General features: G+C 65.8%; 22 protein-coding genes. 6 read left to right on the top strand and 16 right to left on the bottom strand.

Annotated features, from left to right (window positions below):
• Positions 1-197: 197 nt before the first annotated feature.
• Positions 198-584 (bottom strand): type IV pilin domain-containing protein, encoded by a 387-nt coding sequence (locus EKH81_RS19615; RefSeq protein WP_238392211.1) that lies wholly within the window; start codon positions 582-584, stop codon positions 198-200.
• Positions 585-889: 305 nt separating this feature from the next.
• Between EKH81_RS19615 and EKH81_RS15425 the strand changes: the two genes are divergently transcribed.
• Positions 890-1438 carry a homing endonuclease associated repeat-containing protein gene (locus EKH81_RS15425; protein WP_132059986.1) on the top strand — a complete coding sequence of 183 codons (549 nt, stop codon included), beginning with the start codon at positions 890-892 and terminating at the stop codon, positions 1436-1438.
• Between the two features lie 4 nt (positions 1439-1442).
• Here EKH81_RS15425 and EKH81_RS15420 read toward each other — a convergent pair whose 3' ends face one another.
• The 3 genes from EKH81_RS15420 to EKH81_RS15410 form a co-directional block, all read right to left on the bottom strand.
• Complete coding sequence (locus EKH81_RS15420; RefSeq protein ID WP_132059984.1) at positions 1443-2081, bottom strand: plastocyanin/azurin family copper-binding protein; 639 nt, start codon at positions 2079-2081, stop codon at positions 1443-1445.
• Positions 2082-2134: 53 nt separating this feature from the next.
• Positions 2135-3082 carry a M48 family metallopeptidase gene (locus EKH81_RS15415; RefSeq protein ID WP_238392210.1) on the bottom strand — a complete coding sequence of 316 codons (948 nt, stop codon included), beginning with the start codon at positions 3080-3082 and terminating at the stop codon, positions 2135-2137.
• Positions 3083-3184: 102 nt separating this feature from the next.
• Entirely contained in the window at positions 3185-4147 is a 963-nt protein-coding gene (locus EKH81_RS15410; protein ID WP_132059982.1) for a TIGR03557 family F420-dependent LLM class oxidoreductase, read from the bottom strand.
• 108 nt (positions 4148-4255) lie between these two features.
• Here EKH81_RS15410 and EKH81_RS15405 point away from each other — a divergent pair, with 108 nt between their 5' ends.
• Both EKH81_RS15405 and EKH81_RS15400 read left to right on the top strand, forming a co-directional pair.
• On the top strand, positions 4256-4993 hold the full coding sequence (locus tag EKH81_RS15405; RefSeq protein WP_132059980.1) for a hypothetical protein: 738 nt from the start codon (positions 4256-4258) through the stop codon (positions 4991-4993).
• Positions 4994-5112: 119 nt separating this feature from the next.
• Positions 5113-7176 (top strand): hypothetical protein, encoded by a 2064-nt coding sequence (locus tag EKH81_RS15400; protein WP_132059978.1) that lies wholly within the window; start codon positions 5113-5115, stop codon positions 7174-7176.
• Between the two features lie 2 nt (positions 7177-7178).
• Here the strand turns inward: EKH81_RS15400 and EKH81_RS19780 are convergent, their stop codons facing one another.
• A complete protein-coding gene (locus EKH81_RS19780) occupies positions 7179-7313 on the bottom strand; it encodes a DUF7503 family protein (RefSeq protein ID WP_274380512.1) in 135 nt (44 codons plus the stop codon).
• A 173-nt stretch (positions 7314-7486) separates the two neighbouring features.
• Here EKH81_RS19780 and EKH81_RS15395 point away from each other — a divergent pair, with 173 nt between their 5' ends.
• Positions 7487-7921 carry a JAB/MPN domain protein-containing protein gene (locus EKH81_RS15395; RefSeq protein WP_132059976.1) on the top strand — a complete coding sequence of 145 codons (435 nt, stop codon included), beginning with the start codon at positions 7487-7489 and terminating at the stop codon, positions 7919-7921.
• Here EKH81_RS15395 and EKH81_RS15390 read toward each other — a convergent pair whose 3' ends face one another.
• From EKH81_RS15390 to EKH81_RS15380, 3 genes are all read right to left on the bottom strand, one after another.
• Positions 7922-8131, bottom strand: coding sequence for a ribbon-helix-helix domain-containing protein (locus EKH81_RS15390; RefSeq protein WP_132059974.1), 210 nt, complete (start codon positions 8129-8131; stop codon positions 7922-7924).
• 392 nt (positions 8132-8523) lie between these two features.
• Positions 8524-8832 (bottom strand): DUF7111 family protein, encoded by a 309-nt coding sequence (locus EKH81_RS15385; RefSeq protein WP_132059972.1) that lies wholly within the window; start codon positions 8830-8832, stop codon positions 8524-8526.
• Between the two features lie 65 nt (positions 8833-8897).
• Positions 8898-9284: a hypothetical protein gene (locus EKH81_RS15380; RefSeq protein WP_132059970.1), complete on the bottom strand. Its 387-nt coding sequence runs from the start codon at positions 9282-9284 to the stop codon at positions 8898-8900.
• Positions 9285-9409: 125 nt separating this feature from the next.
• On the opposite strand from EKH81_RS15380, the gene EKH81_RS15375 reads away from it, so the two are divergent.
• Positions 9410-9694 (top strand): helix-turn-helix transcriptional regulator, encoded by a 285-nt coding sequence (locus tag EKH81_RS15375; protein ID WP_132059968.1) that lies wholly within the window; start codon positions 9410-9412, stop codon positions 9692-9694.
• A 68-nt stretch (positions 9695-9762) separates the two neighbouring features.
• Here the strand turns inward: EKH81_RS15375 and EKH81_RS15370 are convergent, their stop codons facing one another.
• The 6 genes from EKH81_RS15370 to EKH81_RS15345 form a co-directional block, all read right to left on the bottom strand.
• Entirely contained in the window at positions 9763-10863 is a 1101-nt protein-coding gene (locus tag EKH81_RS15370; protein WP_132059966.1) for a hemolysin family protein, read from the bottom strand.
• Between the two features lie 136 nt (positions 10864-10999).
• Entirely contained in the window at positions 11000-12142 is a 1143-nt protein-coding gene (locus EKH81_RS15365) for an acyl-CoA dehydrogenase (RefSeq protein WP_132059964.1), read from the bottom strand.
• Between the two features lie 219 nt (positions 12143-12361).
• A complete protein-coding gene (locus EKH81_RS15360) occupies positions 12362-12601 on the bottom strand; it encodes a hypothetical protein (protein ID WP_132059962.1) in 240 nt (79 codons plus the stop codon).
• A 50-nt stretch (positions 12602-12651) separates the two neighbouring features.
• Positions 12652-13314, bottom strand: a complete 663-nt coding sequence (locus EKH81_RS15355) for a DUF2238 domain-containing protein (protein ID WP_132059960.1) — start codon at positions 13312-13314, stop codon at positions 12652-12654.
• On the bottom strand, positions 13311-13931 hold the full coding sequence (locus EKH81_RS15350) for a hypothetical protein (RefSeq protein WP_132059958.1): 621 nt from the start codon (positions 13929-13931) through the stop codon (positions 13311-13313). Before EKH81_RS15350 ends, EKH81_RS15355 begins: the two co-directional genes overlap by 4 nt.
• A gap of 21 nt (positions 13932-13952) precedes the next feature.
• Positions 13953-14915 carry a metal-dependent hydrolase gene (locus EKH81_RS15345; RefSeq protein ID WP_202935170.1) on the bottom strand — a complete coding sequence of 321 codons (963 nt, stop codon included), beginning with the start codon at positions 14913-14915 and terminating at the stop codon, positions 13953-13955.
• Between the two features lie 573 nt (positions 14916-15488).
• On the opposite strand from EKH81_RS15345, the gene EKH81_RS15340 reads away from it, so the two are divergent.
• Positions 15489-16679 (top strand): pyridoxal-phosphate-dependent aminotransferase family protein, encoded by a 1191-nt coding sequence (locus tag EKH81_RS15340; RefSeq protein WP_132059956.1) that lies wholly within the window; start codon positions 15489-15491, stop codon positions 16677-16679.
• Positions 16680-16718: 39 nt separating this feature from the next.
• Here the strand turns inward: EKH81_RS15340 and EKH81_RS15335 are convergent, their stop codons facing one another.
• Both EKH81_RS15335 and EKH81_RS15330 read right to left on the bottom strand, forming a co-directional pair.
• Positions 16719-17042, bottom strand: a complete 324-nt coding sequence (locus tag EKH81_RS15335) for a DUF7116 family protein (protein ID WP_132059954.1) — start codon at positions 17040-17042, stop codon at positions 16719-16721.
• Positions 17043-17086: 44 nt separating this feature from the next.
• Positions 17087-17656: hypothetical protein (locus tag EKH81_RS15330; RefSeq protein ID WP_238392209.1), on the bottom strand; the 570-nt coding region annotated here is incomplete at its 5' end.

Genomic DNA, 17656 nt, shown 5'->3' with positions numbered 1-17656 from the left:
TTTCCCCTGTCTTCGGCGCCCCCACCCCCAACCACCCCCGCGGCCGGGCGGGGGCCCGCCCCCCCCCCCCCGGCCGGAGTTTTTGTTCCCCGAGTGTCTCGTCACCGACTACGTTTCGGTGGTGAGTCCGTCGTGTGTTTCGAGACGTACCTACCGGTGGGGAGTTGGTTCTCGAAAGAAATGCGGGAGGTGGTCAGTTAGTCGAACGAGTAGACGCTTGCGTTCTGCGCGTCACCGTCTTTACTGTATGCGACGACAGAGTTACCATCTGCATCGCCATCGTCATCACAGACTATTTTTGACCCAACGCTTTCCGTATATTCATCATTGTCTGCAGTACTGAACTCTTCGACACCGGAGCATTTAATCCCGTCTGTGTTTTGCCCAAGTGAATTGAGGGTTACAGACGTATCGTTACCTGCTTCCGTAACGCCTGCACTTGCGTTCTGATTCACGCTCTCACCAAGTCCCAGCACGAACGTTCCGATGACGGCCGCGAGAATCACCGTAATCGCGACCATGAGGATGACGCCGATGACGGGACTGACCGCGTCGTCGTCTGACAATAGTTGTTTTATTTTCATGTTTTGACTTCTCCGTGTGTTGGCACGTTATCATAGATGAGAAGCGGCCGAGGCCTTTAAGGTTCCGAACGAGCAACGGACACCCGTCGGATGGGGAGCCGTCAAACCGCCCCGCCCCGGCACTTCTCGGGTCGTCTCACGTGCTTGTTTAGCCCGTTTGTATGCCCCATATATAAACACTTGCTTATATGAAAATAGAATTATAGAAGTTGATATCTCCACGGAAAAAGAACATACGGTAGCTGATAAATCTGACTATTAGTGAAAGCTCAACTTTAATATCGGGCATCGTCTTTCGAGAAGTGATGAGCCAGCATGTCGCTCCGGAGACGCTTCGCGCCGCGCTCCAGTCGCTGGCCGCCCGACTCGGCAAGACCCCGACCGTGGTGGATATGCACGAGGAGGGCGATTACTCGCCGGAACTGTACCAAGAGACGTTCGGGAGTTGGAACGACGCCCTCGAAGCCGCGGGTCTCGACCCCGCCGAGATGGGCACCAAGCGCATCCCCGACCGCGAACTGCTGGCGGAACTCCAGCGACTCTACACCGAACTCGGCAAACCCCCGACCCAACAGGACATGACCGACCGGGGCAAGTACTCGAATCGCACCTACCAACTCCGATTCGGGAGTTGGTCGGCCGCGCTGCAGGAGGCGATGCTCGACACCAACGACGGCATCTCCGACGCCGACCTCCTCCACGAAATCGAGCGTCTCGCCGACGAACTCGGCCGCGCGCCCAAGGCCGCCGAGATGGACGACCGCGGCGAGTACGCGCCCGTGACCTACCACCGCCGATTCGGGTCGTGGCGACAGGCGCTCGCCGAGGCCGACCTCGACGGCGCGAGTCGGTAGCGACTCACTCCGAGAACGCCTCGTAGGACACTGCGCCCTCCTCGACGATGCGCTGGCTCTCGGGCACGTCGCCGTCGGGCGGCATGCTCCCCTCGGCGGGACCGCCCGGTTCGCCGACCACGATTCGACCCACCATCCCGAGCGTCTTGTGCGGGATACAGAAGTAGTCGTAGGTGCCCCCGACCTCGAAGGTGTGTTCGAACGTCGCGCCCTCCTCCGTGAGCGTCTCGCTGTTCCACGGTTCGGCATCCTCGGGGATGCGGGTCTCCTCCGCGCCGCCGGTGCCCTCGGCGTAGGCCGTCGCGGAGTGAGCGCCGCTCTCGTTGACGAACGAGACCGTCGTTCCGGGTTCGACGAACAGGCCGATGGGGTCGAAGTAGTACTCACTCCCCTCGGTAATCATGGCGACCGATTGGGTCTCCCCGCCGTCCGCTCCGCCGTCCTCGTCGGTCGTGGTCCCCTCCGTCGCCGTCGCTTCCCCGGTCGTTTCTTCCGGTGTCGCTTCGTCTTGGTCCGTCGGTTCGTCTCCCGCAGTCTCTTCGGTCGCTTGCGGTGCGATGGGTGCCGCACACCCCGCGAGTCCGACCAGTCCCCCGATTCCCCCGACCTCGGCCGCGCGGCCGAGAAACGTGCGCCGATTCATGACGCCGGAGCTACGGCCGCCGCGCGGAATAGCGATTCGGCCGAACGGAGATTTTATCGACTCGCGGCCGACCGCTCCGATTCCCGGTCGGCTCGTTCGAGGAGTCTCGCCACCCGGTCGTCCATCGTCGGATGCGTCGAGAGGAGGCGCGTCATCGGGGCATTGTCCTCCCCGCGGACGGTCAGCGCCGAGAGGGGGCCCCACCGGGGTGTAGACGCCCGCTCTATCTTCCGGAGGGCGCGGGCGAGCGCGAGCGGCCTGCCCGTGACCGCCGCCGCCCGGTCGTCGGCCGCGAACTCCCGGCGGCGCGAGTGGGCGAGGACTACCAGCGTGAGCGCGGTGAACGCCACCATCACGACCCGGCCGACCTGAAATCGGAGTCGCGCCACGGGGTCGCCCGCCCGAGCGGGCGGGCGACCCCGAATCCAGTTCAGCGCGCGACCGACGCCCGACCCGACCACCACGAACGGGAGTACGAGCGGAACGACCACCCACACCACCGACTGACCCGCACTGTACGCCAGCGTCTGCACGAGAGCATCCCGCGTTTCGAGGTGGGCGAGTTCGTGGGCCACTAGGGCCTCGAACTCCGCGCCCGTGAGGATGTCGAACAGCGACCGGTCCATCACGACGGCGCTCCCGCCGGGCGCGTCGAGCGCCATCGCGTTCGGGACGGCCATCCGGGCCACGAGCAGTCGCGGTTCGCCCGCGTCCATCTTCGCCCGAAGCCGCTCGAATCGGTCGTAGGCCCCCGGCGCGCGCCACCGCGGAAGCTCCGTGGCGTCGAGTCGCGCCAACAGGCGCGCCGTGCCGAACCGGTAGCTCAGATACCCGAGCGAAACGGCGAGCGCCGTGGTCCACGCGGCCACGGCGAGCAGGTCGCCGCGAGCCAGCCACACGAACGCCAGCAGGCGGTAGCCGAGGTACGCCGCGCTCGCGTACACCGCGAGGAGCGCGATGCCGACGGCGACCATCAGCACGCGAAGACCGAGGCGGCGCATGGACGACCGTTGGGCCGAGACCGGCAAACAGGTGTCGGTGGTTCGCGACGGCGTCTCGCGCCGTCGCGAACCACCCGCGATTTCGCGGCGAGTCGTGTCGCCTCAGAACTCCGGCAGGACGTGCTCGCCGTAGCACTCGAAGAAATCCTCCTGATTCGGGCCGATTTGGTGGACGTACACGTGGTCGTAGCCCGCGTCGATGAACTGCTGGATGTTCTCGACGTGCGTCTCGGGGTCGGGGTCGGTCACGATGCTGTCGGCCTCGCGCACGTCCTCCTTCGACACCATCTGGGTCGCCTGCTCGAAGTGGGTCGGCGTCGGCAGGATGGCGGCGAGTTCGCCCGGCAGGATGCTGTTGGGCCACTGCTCGTGGGCGATTTCGACCGCCTCGTCCTCGGTGTCGGCGTAGCAGACCGTGAGCTGGCTGAACTTCGGCCCCTCGCCGCCCTCCTCCTCGTAGGTCTCGACCACGTCTTGGGGGCCGACCGACCAGAACCCCTCGCCGATTCTGGCGGCGGCTTTCGCGGCCCGGTCGCCGTATGCCGACACGCAGATGGGCGGCGTCTCGTCGGGGAGGGTGAACAGGCGCGCGTCCTCGACCGTGTAGTGCTTTCCGCGGTGGCTGACCTGCTTGCCCGACCAGAGTTTCCGGATGACTTCCACCGCCTCCTCCAGCATTTCGAGTCGAACCGGGTGTTCGGGCCACCGGTCGCCGAAGACGTGTTCGTTCAGATTCTCGCCGGTGCCGACCCCGAAGTAGAACTGCTGACCGGACTTCTCGAACAGTTTCGCCACGGTGCCGACGGCTTGGGCGACGATGCCCGGATGGATTCGCGTCGTAGGACACGTCACGCCCACGCCCACGTCGATGTCGTCGGTCGCGTGCGCGACCCCGCCGAGCGTCGTCCAGACGAACGGCGAGTGGCCCTGCGCGCCAATCCACGGGTGGAAGTGGTCCGAAATCGAGACGAAGTCGAAGCCGAGTTCCTCGGCGCGGACCGCGTGGTCTATCAGGTCGTTCGGCGGGTGTTCCTCGCTCGAAAGCGTGTATCCGAGTTCGACCATGGAGACTGCACGGCGGTCGCGACAAAGAGGGCTGTGGCCCCGCGAGAACCCGACTCACACCCCCCGAGAGACCGGAGTGTTTTGTGGACGCGGTTCGTAGCACCGTCCATGCCGCTCAAACGGACGCAGCCCGCGACGGAGTACGAGGAAATCGACCGGTGGGACGGCGGCGTGGGCTGGATAGCCCACCCCGACGAAGCGATGTTGCGGGCGAGTCACGCGCTCGCGACCGAGAGAGGCGACGACGGGGACGGCGAAGCGGCAGACGGCGACGGGGAGGAGAACGAACGAACTGATGCAGTGTGGGTCATCGACCCGGTGGACGCCCCCGGTATCGACGACCTGTTCGCGGAGTTCGGCGAGGTCGCGGGCGTGGCGGTTCTGCTGAACCGCCACTACCGGGACGCCGACGAAATCGCGCGCAGACACGACGTGCCGGTGTACCTTCCGGCGTGGTTCGACCGGGTTCCGGACGACATCACCGTCGAAGTCCGGCGGTTCGACGACCGACTGCCGGGCACCGACTACCGACTGCTGAAAGTCGCCGACCGGTTCGGCTGGGAGGAAGGGGCGCTCTACGACGAGACGACCGGGACGCTCCTCGTCCCCGAGAGCGTCGGCAACGCGCGGTACTTCACGACCGACGGCGAGCGACTCGGCGTTCATCCGATGATGCGACTCTTTCCGCCGTCGGCGCTGGACGGACTCGACCCGGAGCGAATTATGGTGGGCCACGGTCCGGGCGTCCAGAACGACGGCGCACGCGCGCTCTCGGACGCGCTCGGCGGCGCTCGCCGCCGAGCGCCGTCGCTGTTCGCCCGAAACTTACGGATGATGTTGCCGTGATTTTCGACGATTTCGTCCCGAAAGCCGAAATTCAACGATAATTTTTTGAATAGGGGGGCGAAATTGGGCCGTATGCGTTCCGCCCGAGGGTCGATTTCGGAGGACGGGGCTGGTCACCCGTGACGCTGTCGTTCGACTCCACGTCGGACACGCCCGGCGTCGAGATACGCGACCGCGTCGAGCGTCGGACGTACACGCTCCACACCGGCGGGTCCGTCGAGCCGGCCCCAATCGACGCCGACGACCTCCCGTTTCCGGTGGACGCCGCGGTCTCCCTTACCGCGGATTCACTTGTCGTGCCGACGCTCGTCGCCGCGTTCGTGCGCGACGCCGACGGGACGACCCTGGTCGAAGTGAACAGCGCGACAGACTGTGACCTCTCGGGCGGACACTACACTATCGAACTGTGTGCGCCGATGAAGCTGTATCTCGGCGTCGAAGCGCCGATTTCCGTGACCGCGTCCCCCGGCGGGATTCGTTTCGAGTTCGACGGTGACACCGAGATTCGGCTCGGGGCGCGCTCGCACCACGAGCGCCCGTCCACGACGGTGACGACGACCGACGACCCCCGAGACGTGATGGCGGCAGTCTCGGCGCTCGGGTCGGCGCTCAAGACCACTTCGCCCGAGCGGAGTTTCCCGACGCTTCGGGGCCATCCGCCCCTCATCGAGCGCGGCGAGGAACTCCACATCCCCGACGAACTCGACACGCCCGATACCGGCGTCCGCATCGAACTCCCGCCCGAACGCCGGTACGTCTACGTCGCCGCGCCGCTCGCGTTCTACCTCGGAGCCGAACTCGTGCCCGGACCCGCGCCGCGAATCGTCACCGACGAGGGGTTCGAGCATTCGCTCGACAGTCACCGAGGTTTCGAAGGCGAAGTCGAGCGGGTACTGAAACAGACGTTCCTCCTCGACTGCGTGACCCGAACCGAGGGACTGTACCCGGTCGAACTCCACGAGCGCGAGGCGGTCGAACCGCTCGTGGACCTCGAGTTCGCCGCGCTCTACGACCGGCCGCTGGCCGACAGACTGGCGGCGTACCTCTCGGTCCCCTACGAGGTCGTCGAGGAGTACGTCCCGACCTGGAAACTGACCACGCACGTCGAGCCGACACCCGAGAACGTCACCGCGCTCCCGTTCCTCGTGGACGACCTCGCGGTCGTCCGGACGCCGCAGATGCGCGAGGTGGCGACCCAACCGACGCCCGCGGCGGTCGGCGAGTTCGCGCGCGACGGCGACTTCACCAGGAGCGCGAGCGAGGCTAGCGCGAGCCTCCCGCTGGTCGAACCCGAGCGAACCGACTCGGTCGAGCAGGCGTGGCTCGGCGACCGCGCGCCCGTGGACGCCACCAAGGCGACCGTGACCGCGTTTCACAACCGACTCGCGCGCCGGGACGACCGCGGCGACATCGACATCGTCGTCGTCTGCAACGACGACGCGATGGACGAGGAGCGCGACCTCGCCGCCGAGGTGTACGGGTCGCGCGACGACCTCCCGTTCGACGTGACGGTCCGCCGGGACCTGACGACCGAGGAACTCCGCGACGTGCTCGACGAGGGCGCGACGTTCCTCCACTACATCGGCCACATCGACGAACAGGGGTTCGACTGCGCGGACGGCCACCTCGACGCCGCCACGCTGGACGCCGTCAGCGTCGAGGCGTTTATGTTGAACGCCTGTCAGTCCTACGAGCAGGGGATGGAGTTGGTCGAAGCCGGGAGCGTCGGCGGCGTCGTCACGCTCGACGACGTCATCAACAGCGGCGCGGTCCGGGTCGGAAAGACGATGGTTCGCCTGCTGAATCGGGGGTTCCCGCTTCGGGTCGCGCTCTCCATCGCGCGCGGTCGAAGCATCGTCGGCAGCAACTACATCGTGGTCGGCGACGGCAACGTCGATATCGCACAACGGAAAAGCAAAGTCGCGCTGTTGTACGAAATCGAGACCAGAACCGACGAAATCGAACTGACGCCTCGAAGCTACGTCTCGAACGATAGCGCGATGGGGTCGTTCGTCTCACCGCAAATCGCCGAAGCCGACGAGTCGTATCTGGCGTCGGGCGAGCTAGACACCTTCACGACGACCCGCGAGGAACTCAAGCAGATATTCTTTCTCGAAAACGTTCCCGTGAAAATCGACGGGCAGTTCGCGTGGAGCAACGCGGTGAACGTCGAGGACCTCTGAGGTTACGGTCCTGCACAGCCGGGGGCGAACGCGGCGGCACCGTTGCCCGCCTGCGAGAGCAGTAGCAGCATCGTGAACAGGACGCCCATCATCCGGGGGTTCTCGGCGAGGTACTCGGTCAGGTTGGTGTGAGCCATTGTATCTATGCCTACACCGCGCTAATATATAAAATTTTTTATATATTTTGGACAGGTTTTAACCAGAATGGGTGTACTGACACAGTATGTCAATTTAAAACCGTGCATTCGTGGCAGATTTTCGGTAGGACGGTCGGCGATGGGACTATACCCCGCCAGCGACAAGCCGAGACGTGGTGTACGCAACTTGGGGACTGGTGACGGCACTGCTCGAACTCGCGGCCGACGCCGAACCGGACGCGCTGTCTGTCGCACTCGCGGTCACGCCCGCGGCCGAGTTGGAGGGCGCGTCAGGCGCGCCCCCCGACTCCGCCGACGTGCCCGCCGACGCCCCCGTACTCACGCACTTCTATCCGCCCGACGCGGGCGAGTCGCTGAACGCCGTGTTCGGCGTTGACCTCTCGATTCCGGCGGGCCAGACACAGGGGCGATTCGTCTCGCATCCCGACGGGAACCTCGGCGTGACGAAGGCCGACGACCTCGCGAGGGCGGTGCTGGTCGCGGTGCCGCCGTGGGAGGAGTCGTCGCTCGCGGCGTTCGACCGGTCGGGCCGACGCCAACCGCTGGAGGTCGTGGACGCCGAACCGCCGGTCGAGGAGTTCGCCTGATTACTCCAGATAGCCGAGCTCGCGGAGTTGGCCCGTAATCTCCTCGAACTCGGCCTCGGTCAGTTTTCCTTCTTTCTGGTGTTGGATGACGATGCTCCGGAGCAGAAATCGGACGAGGTCGCTCGTGCTCGAAAAGCTGGTGCCCTCGATGGTCTCATCGACCCGGTCGGCGAGGTCCTTCGGAATCGAGACGGTGGTGTAGTCTGTCATGCCAAGGGATGGGACCGCGCCCCGGATAGATGTTGTGTCCTTCCCCGGTGGGTCGGCAGTCCTTCGACCGCACGGTTCGCGAATGGTTACAGACCACGGGACGCGCCGCGCGCTCTCGCTCGCACATCGCGAGCGAGAGCGCGCACGCGGGGAGGCACGGGGCGCGGGGCGGGGCGGTGTTGTGCAGTGCGGTGCGGTCCTCATAGGTACCGGGAGTAGCTAGCTTCACGAAAAAGACTGTACTTCGATTCGGGCAGGAGACTGTACTTCGATTCGGGCAGGAGACTGTACTTCGATTCACGAAGCAAGCTCTAATTCGCTTCACAAAGCAGGCTGTCGCTCAGCAGGTCACTGAAGAGAAATACACCAGCGAGACTCGACGGACCGGAATCTCACATCCCCATATCGCTGGCCGCCTCAGGCACCGGCAGGTCGTTCGGCGCGACACCCAGTAGCTCCCCGGCGTGGTCGAGCGCCATGTCGAAGCCGTAGTAGCGTTCGATTTCGTCGCCGTCGGCGGTTGGTCGGACCTTGAGCATGGCGTACCCCTCGACGTTCTGGGCGACTGCGGCGGTCCGGCCGTCGCGGGCGAACGCCAGCACGCGCTCGCTCTCGGTCTCGTAGTAGCGCGCGGTGATTCCGTTCTCAGTCAGTTCGATAGCCTCGTCTTCGGTCGGTTCGGCGCGTTCGCCCTCGGTCATGTCCCGTGGTTCGGACTCGCGGTAGTCGAAGCTACCGGTTCGAGGCCGACCCGTTCGGTCGGGCGTCACTCCGCGAGTCGGTAGTACACTTCCGGTTCGCCGTCGCGACGTTCGAGTTGCTTTCGCTCGACCGCTCCCTCCTCGACGAGTTCGTCGAGCGCGTCCGAGATGTCGTCCACGACGATGCCGCTCGCGGCGAGGTCGCCCGCGATGTCGAGGAGCTGATTCGGGAGGTTCGCCAGCGTCTCCCGGATGGTCTCGGGGTCGTCCGCCTCGCCGAAGTCCACGCCGCGGACGATTTCGGCACGGGTGAACGCGCTGTCGTGGTTCTCGCTGAGGAAGCTCAGAATGAGGTCCTTTTCGGTTTCGAACTCCCCGACGGCGGTCGTGTCGGGATAGCCGTCGTCGGCGTCGATTTCTCCGTCGTCCCACTCGGAATCGGTAATCGGCATACAGTCAGGTATTTACACACGTTTCATAGTCCTTTCGAGAGACGGTGACGCGCGGCGAGCGCGGGTCCCCGCGCTCGCCGCGCGAAAGCGCAAACGTCGTATTCGCCCGGCCGGATTGGCCGACCATGACCAAGTGGCTCCAGAGCGGGCGTCGGCGCGACATCTGCGCCCTGCTGTACGAGGTCGACCAACTCCGCGGACAGAAACTCAAGACCAGCCTCGAAGCCCACTACGACACCCACATCGACTCGAAATCGTTCTACGCCGGACTCCGGTCGCTGACCGAGCGCGGATTCGTGGAGACGCGAACCGAGGGAATCCACGACGCCTACGCGCTCACGGAGGCGGGCGAGCGCGCGCTCGAAGCACATTACGAGTGGCTGAGCGAGAGATTAAGCCAGCGCGACTGACGACTGAGAAAATTGACCGAGCGACCGGCGTCGGCGTCACGCCGACGCCGGTCGCTCGGTTCCCCACCTCACGTCTCCGGCGACTGACTCGCCACGTCCGGGCCGTCGCCGATGTCGAGGGGGTCCTCTATCTCGCCCATGATGGCTTCGAGCGCGTCAGTGGCGGTGACGAGACCCACCGCGTCCCCGGCGTCGAGGACGAGCGCGAGTTCCTGATGCTCGACCTGAAATTGGTCCACCGCTTCGCTGATGGTGGTGTCCGCCGACAGCGTCATCGTCGGGGAGGCAATCGCCTCGAAGTCGGTCTCGCCCGCCCGGAGGTCGTCCACGCGAGCCACCACCGAAGGAACGTAGACGATGCCCCGGAAGTCCTCGGGCGTCTCGCCGACCAGCGGGAATCGGGTGTGGGGACTCGACCCGATGCGGTCGAGATTCTCCGAGACCGACACCTCGGTCGAGAGGAAGACGACGTCCTCCCGGGGTGTCGCGACCTCGCGGACGGGCCGGTCGCCGACCCGGAGCGCGTTGACCACCTCCTCCTTGCGCTCGTCGGGGAGTTCCCCCCGGTCGAGGACCGCCCCGAGTTCGTTGCGGAGGTCGGCGCGGGTCTCGATGGCCTCGGTCTCGGTTTCGAGCCACGCGCCGGTCATCTCGACGCCGAACAGTCTGAGCGTCCACTTCGCCACTCCGTCGCCGATTTTGATGAGCGGCGAGATGAGCCACGCGAACCAGTACAGCGGTGTCGCGCCGTAGCGCGCGACGAACTTGGTTCGCTCGACGCCGAGGTACGTCGGGGTCTGTTCGCCGTGGGTCAGGTGGAGGAGATTGATGATGACGAACGCGAGAATCGCGCCCGCACCGACCGACGCGAGGACGGTGTCCCGAAACACCGGTTCGAACAGCGCGACGAGCGCCGGTTCGGCCACGATGCCGACCGCGATGCTGGACGCCGTGATGCCGACCTGACAGCTCGTGAGGTAGATTTCGAGGTTCTGGGTCATCTCCCACGCGCGCCGGAGTTTGGGAGTGTCGAACTCGTCTTTCGAGTACTGGCGGACCCGCGTGAGCGCGAACTCGACGGCGACGAAGAAGCCGTTGGTGAGTATCAGCAGGAGTCCGGCGACCAGTCGAATCCAGAGTTCGAGACCGGAGACGTTCGCGGCGGTCATGTCCGAATCGTTCACGCTACGGACAAAAATCAATGGTGGTCCCGCGATGGCCGCTCGACACGCGTCGAGCGGCCATCGCTTCGGTGGGCGTCGAATCCGGCGGTTTGGCGGTCCTGTGGGTCGTTCGTCTCAGTCGCTACTCCAACAGTTCGTTCGCAATCGTATTTCTCAGCACCTCGCTCGTCCCCTCGTAAATCTCGTTGAGTTTCGCGTCCCGGTAGTACCGTTCCACGTCGAAGTCGGTGGTGTAGCCGTAACCGCCGTGAATCTGGATGCCCTCGTTGGCGACCTCTCGGGAGATTTCCGAGGCGTGGAGTTTGGCCTGCGCGGCGTGCTTGATGAAGTCCTCGCCCCGAATCTTCCGGTCGGCGGCGCGGTGCATCAGCAGCTTGGCGGCCTGAATCTTGGTGTCCATGTCGGCGAGTTTGTGCTGGATGGTCTGGAACTCCGAGATGGGTTGGTCGAACTGCTCGCGGTCCTGAGCGTACTCCAGCGAATCTTCGAGGGCGGCGCGCGCGAGGCCGATGGACCGGGCCGCGATGGTGATGCGTCCGCCGTTGAGGGTCTTCAGGGCGTGGACGAACCCCCGGCCCTCCTCGCCGAGCAGGCGGTCCTCGGGAATCGCCATGTCGTCGAATCGGAGTTCCGCGGTCGGACACCCCTTGTCGCCGAGTTTGTGTTCGGTTCCCTCGACGTGGAAGCCGTCGTCCTCATCGGGCCGGACGACGAACGACGAGATTCCCTTGTTGCCCGCCTCGGGGTCAGTCTTCGCGAAGACGGTCACGGTGTCGGCGACCGACCCGTTCGAAATCCAGAGTTTCCCGCCGTTTATGACGTACTCGTCGCCCTGCTTTTCGGCAGTCGTGTCCATCGCGGGCACGTCCGACCCCGCGCCGGGTTCCGAGAGCGCGAACGCGCCGATGTCGTCGCCGCGATTGAGGGGCGTGAGATACTCCTGCTTCTGGTCTTCGTCGCCGAACTCGTAGAGCATGTTGCCCGCGAGACTGGTGTGGGCCGCGACGATGGTTCCGAGACCGCCCGACCCTCGCGAAATCTCTTCGAGACCGATGGCGTAGGAGTGATAGTCCAGTCCCGCACCGCCGTACTCCTCGGGGAACGGCATGCCCATCAGACCCAACTCGGCCATCTCGTCCACGAGGTCCGCGGGGAACTCGTCGGACTCGTCGATGTCGTGGGCGCGGGGCTTGATTTCCTCGTCGGTGAACTCCGCGACCATGTCTCGAATCTGTCGTTGCTCGGTCGAGAGGCTGAAATCCATAGGCAAAAATTGGTGCCAAACTGTCCTTTAGTTTTCCCTTCGGGCGCGGGCAGGGTACTGTTCAGATTGGCGTGTTGGAACTGAGACCACATCCTCGAAAGCCCTCGGTCGCTCGCCCTTTCAGTCCACCAGGCCGATGGATTGATTCACCGAGCGCAACGGTCGTTGGCCGCACTTATCTGAACACTGCCCGCGGGCAGAACGCGACGATTCTTCAGGTCAGAACAGTTTCTTCCGCACGTCGTCCGCCGCGAGCGCGCCCTGAAACAGCCACGACAGCGCGGGGTGGCGGGGTGCGACGCTCGCGGCCCCGAGGAGCAGGAAGGCTCGCTTGTGATTCCCACGGTGGAACGCGAGTCCGGCCTGCGCGACCAGCGAGGCGACGTTGAGCGCGTTCTTCTGGACGTTCACGGGGCCGCCGACCAGCACCTTGGCCGCGTCTTTCGGCGTCGGAATCATATTTCTGCCTGACGGTGTGAATCAGAATAAACGTTGGGTCGCGACCGAATTCAATCGGCTTTCCGCGTCCGTCCGTCGAGGTGGTCGGTGAGCGCGCCGACCACGTCGGTCATGTACGCGGTGCCCCAGAGCGCGACGACGACCCCGCCCACGAGGTCGAAGATGAGGTCGCGCATGGTGTCTTCGAGACCGTACTGCGTGAGTATCGAGTCGCTCCCGAGCATCGTTGCCGCCCCGCCGATGGCGAACTCGATGACCTCCCAGATGACGCCGAACGCCATCACGAACATGAGGATGAACACGAACATGAACCGTGGCGGGAGGTGGACGTCGGCGGTGTGTTCGTCGATGGCGCGGGCGGTGGCGTAGCCGATGGCCGCGACCAGCGACGACGACAGGACGTGAGTCATGTTGTCCCATCCGAGCCCCATCACGGTGACGCCGCTCTGGTACGGGCCGAGCGTGCCGACCGCGTGGAGGAACACCGCGGTCGTAATCCAGAGCGTGAGTCCGGCGTCCATCGGAATGTCGTAGTCGCGTTCGAGTGTCGCGGGCAGGAACGTCACGAGGAACCCGAGACCCGCGTTGACCATCACGCCGACGTTCCCGCGGTCGAGACCGATGAAGAACACGCCGACGAGACACACCTCCATCACGCGCGTCAGCTGTTCTTGTCGCCGAACCGAGATACCGAGTTTGTCGCGTATCTTCATAGTCGCCCTCCCTGTCGCTCGCCGACGTCGTCGGGAAGTCGCGGACTCATTCGCACGAACCGACGGAAGTACCACTCGAAGACGACGCCCGCCATCCCGCCGACCACCGTCGCCGCCACGAAGTCCCACATCAGGCGGTGTTCGCTCTCGATGAACGCGGTGCCGAGATACAGGTCCGAGACCCACTGGACGACGGCCCACACGCCCGCCGTCGCGATGGTGGCGACGACGACGAACAGCACCGCGAACCAGTGGGTCATCTTGACCGTCGAGAAGACGTGGAGTTCGACCGCGATGATGAGCGCGAGCGCGGCCACCGAGAGGTAGGTCGCGACCCGCGTGGTGAACACCATCGTCGCGAGCGCCCGCCCGAGTATCGGGAGCGCCGCGAGCAAGAGTACTTCCCACGGGAGCATCACCTCGGGGTCGCGGTAGGATACCGCGGGGACGACCGCGACTCCTGCGACGAACACTGCGAACCCGGCCCAGAGGAGGTCGCCGTCGAGGACGCTCTCGACAGCCACGAGCAGGAGGAAGCCGACCAGAAGCCACGCGAGTCCCGCGTTCACGCGCTGGTCTTCGACGACGCTGTCGAGCAGGGTCGCGCGGGATGTCATTGGCGATGGTTCACACTCTCGCTACAAGAAAGGCGTGGGTCGGAGCGGCAACACGTACACCAGCGTGTACGTGACCGCCGCGATGGTGACGGCCGCGAGACCGGTCAGCACCCACGTTATCGCGTCGTGCCACTCGCCGGTCAGCACCGACCGCGACGGGAGGAGTTGGGGGGCGACACCGACGATACCGACCGCCAGAATCGAGAACACGAAGTGGTACGACCCGTCGAGCGTGGGGGCGGGCAGGACCACCGCCGCGGTCGCATACGCGACCCCGACAGCCGCGCGCGCGTCCACATGCGCGAGCAGGTCCCGGTCGGTCTCCCGGAGGTAGACGTAGCCCGCGACCCAGATGGTCGCGAGTTCGAGACCGAACACCGCGAGCAGATTGAGCGTCGGGTCGCCGAGCAGGGTGACTCGGCCCGCCAAGGGCTGGAAGTCGAAGGGGTAGAAGAAACCGGGCGGCCCCCCGGTGAACACGTCGCCGAACGGGTGGGTGAGCAGGCCGACTAGCGCGGCGGCCAACAGCGAGCGGGGTCCGAGGCTGGTCGTCGCCGCGGCGACGACCGCGACTGCGAATCCGGCGAGGACGAACACCACCATCACCGCGCCGCCGAGCGCACCGCTGACGGCGAACGCCGCGCCGACCAGCAGGGTCGCGAGCGCGAGCGCGAGGAGGCGCGCGCCGACGGTCGCGCGCGCTGCGAGCGCGAACGCGACCCCGGCGACGACGCCGACGACGAGCGAGTGGGTCACCGCGCGGTGGACGAGCGTCGAACTCCCCCAGAACGCCGCGGTCATCTCCCAGACGCCGCCGAATCCGGCCTGCGCGAGTCCGACCGCGGCGTACACCATGTCCACGTCGGGGACCGTGGCGAACGCGGCGGCGACGACGCCGAACGCCAGCGCGCGCTCGGAGGGCCATCGGCGCGACGCCGCGGCTGTCGCCAGCGCGAACGCCACCATCGCGTGCCCGACCATCATGGAATGACTCGTACGCACTCGGGCGATATAAGCCTCTTCCTGCGGCGAGGTCGAAAAACAGTACCGCGACGGCGGGCGGAACGTCCGCCCGCCGAGGGTTACTGCCGTTCCATAACGAAATCGACGGTTCGAGACCCCCGCAACGCCACCGACGACGCGTGGCCGTCCTCGGCGTCGAACCCGGCGTTCGCGCGGCCGGACGACCCCTCCCCCATGTGGTCGCCCGCGGCGCGCGAACGCCGGAGCCGAGTTCGCGGCCACGTCCGTCGGCTCCGCGAGTCGTCCTCGCGGGTCCGGTCGTGTCGTTGGAAACTCTCGCCCGGCGGACGCCCCCGTTACATCCAACCGGGCTATCACTCCTACAGCGGTGTCACGAATAAACCGGCGTGACCGTTCGCACGATTTCGACGCCGAAAGCGGGCGTTTCTCAGTTCCGCTCGCCAGCGAATCAGGTCAACGCGGTGTTACCTCGGGGAAGGTGTCACCAACGACTCAGCAATCCGGCGTGTCGGCACCAGCAATCCGGTGTGTCGGGTGCAAGTCTTTTAGTCGCCGGGGCGGGTAACGCGTCGTATGGTAGAGAAACCGGACGTTGGCGAGCTGACACCGCCGGACCGGACGCTGATGGGTCCCGGCCCGAGCGAGGTCCATCCCCGAGTCCTCCGGGCGATGAGCACCCCGCTGGTCGGCCACCTCGACCCGTCGTTCGTCGAGATTATGAACGAAGTCCAGGACCTGTTGCGGTACACCTTCCGGACCGACAATCAGTGGACGATTCCGGTCTCCGGGACCGGGTCGGCGTCGATGGAGGCCGCCATCGGCAACATCGTGGAACCCGGCGACACGATGCTCGTGCCGACCAACGGCTACTTCGGCGGCCGGATGGAGTCGATGGCCGAGCGCGCGGGCGGGGAGGTCGTCCACGTCGATGCGCCGTGGGGCGAACCGCTCGACCCCGCCGACGTGGCCGACGCCTTCGACGAGCATCAGCCCGACGTGTTCGGGTTCGTCCACGCCGAGACGAGCACCGGTGCGCTCCAGCCGAACGTCTCGGAGCTGACCGACGTGGCCCACGAACACGACGCGCTCGTCATCGCCGACACCGTGACCTCGCTCGGCGGCGTCGAACTAAAGGTGGACGAGTGGGGCATCGACGCGGCGTACTCCGGGCCGCAAAAGTGCCTGTCGTGCCCGCCGGGCGCGAGTCCGCTCACGCTGAACGACCGCGCGATGGACAAGGTGCTGTCGCGCGAGGAGCCAGCCCGGTCGTGGTATCTAGACCTCTCGCTGCTCGAAGGCTACTGGGGCGACGAGCGCGCGTACCACCACACCGCGCCCATCACGAACGTCTACGCCATCCGCGAGGCGCTCCGGCTCGTCGCCGAGGAGGGCATCGAGAACCGCTGGGAACGCCACCTGAGCATGGCTGGCGCGCTCAAGTCCGGCGTCGAGGCGATGGGCCTGGAGATGAACGCTGCCGACGACTACTGGCTCCCGAGCCTCAACGCGGTTCGCGTGCCCGACGGCGTCACCGATACCGACGTGACGGGCTACCTGCTCGACCAGTACGACCTCGAAATCGCCACCGGACTCGGCGACCTCGACGGCGACATCTTCCGCATCGGCTGTATGGGCTACTCCGCCCGGGCCGAGACGGTGTCGTACCTGCTCGGCGCGCTCGGTGACGCGCTCTCCTCGCAGGGCGCGGACGTGGACGTAGAAGCGGGACTCGCCGCGACGGCCGCGAAGCTCGGCGAGAGATAAAAACGAAGCCACGGACACGACGCCCGTGGCGCGAAAATGTTATACTGCAGGTGCGGCGCTCGGCGGTGCGCGCGTAACTTCGTAGTCGCCGCACTCGTGGACGCCGATTATCGCCCACTCGTACTCCGGGTCGAGATGACGGAGTTTCCGTCGGAGTTCGGGTGCATACTCTTCCCACGTTACGAAACATCGCATGTCGCCGTCGGCAGGCGCGTCGGCTGGGTCCGCCAGCGCGGTCACGCTGACCGACCGCCACTTTCGTTCGGCCCGGAACTCGTCGCCATCGTCGCGGGACACGGTGTAGCCCAAGTCCGTGAATATCGACCGTGCCTGTTCCGCGGGTGGTGTGCTAACAGGGGCCATCCGTGTGGGCCTACGACCGATTGGGTAATAAAGCTTCGTGCGGGCTACGAGAGCCGGATGGTCGGATTTCGGTGCTGGGACGCGAACTCCTCGATGTCACCGTTCTGTCGCAGTCGCTTTATCTGCTCGCGCGCGGCGTCGCGGTCGATACCCGCGACGGTTTCGGCCACGCGGTACACTTTCTCCTCGGGGACGCCGCGCTCGGTGACCGCCCCGCGCTGGTCGCCCTCGGCTTCGGTGGTCTCGTCCTGAATCACCTCGATGACGTGGCGGATGTCGTCGGTGTCGGCGATGGCGTCGTGCCAGTCGCGCGGGTAGACGCTGAGGGTTCCGTCGCCGAAGTCGTAGAATTTGTCGCCCTCCTCCCAGTCGTCGCTGTCGGCGAGGCGGTCGTCTATCGCCCCGAGGTCCACGTCGAATCGGGCCGCCTCGGCGTAGGCCGCGAGCGTCTCCCGGTCGATTCCCCGGCCGCGAGTCGAGTGGTGGGCCTCGATGACCCGGACGAACTCTTCGAGCGTGAGCGTCTCGTCGCGAGTGTCGAGTTCCTCGACGACGTGGTGGCGTACGTCGGCCATGCTCGAAGCTTCGGGAATCGCGTCCAAAAGTCGAGTGGC

The organism is Halorussus amylolyticus, assembly GCF_004143485.2.
Classification (GTDB): domain Archaea; phylum Halobacteriota; class Halobacteria; order Halobacteriales; family Haladaptataceae; genus Halorussus; species Halorussus amylolyticus.
The sequence above is the reverse complement of the archived record's forward strand: the minus strand, read 5'-3'. Positions and strand labels throughout refer to the sequence as shown.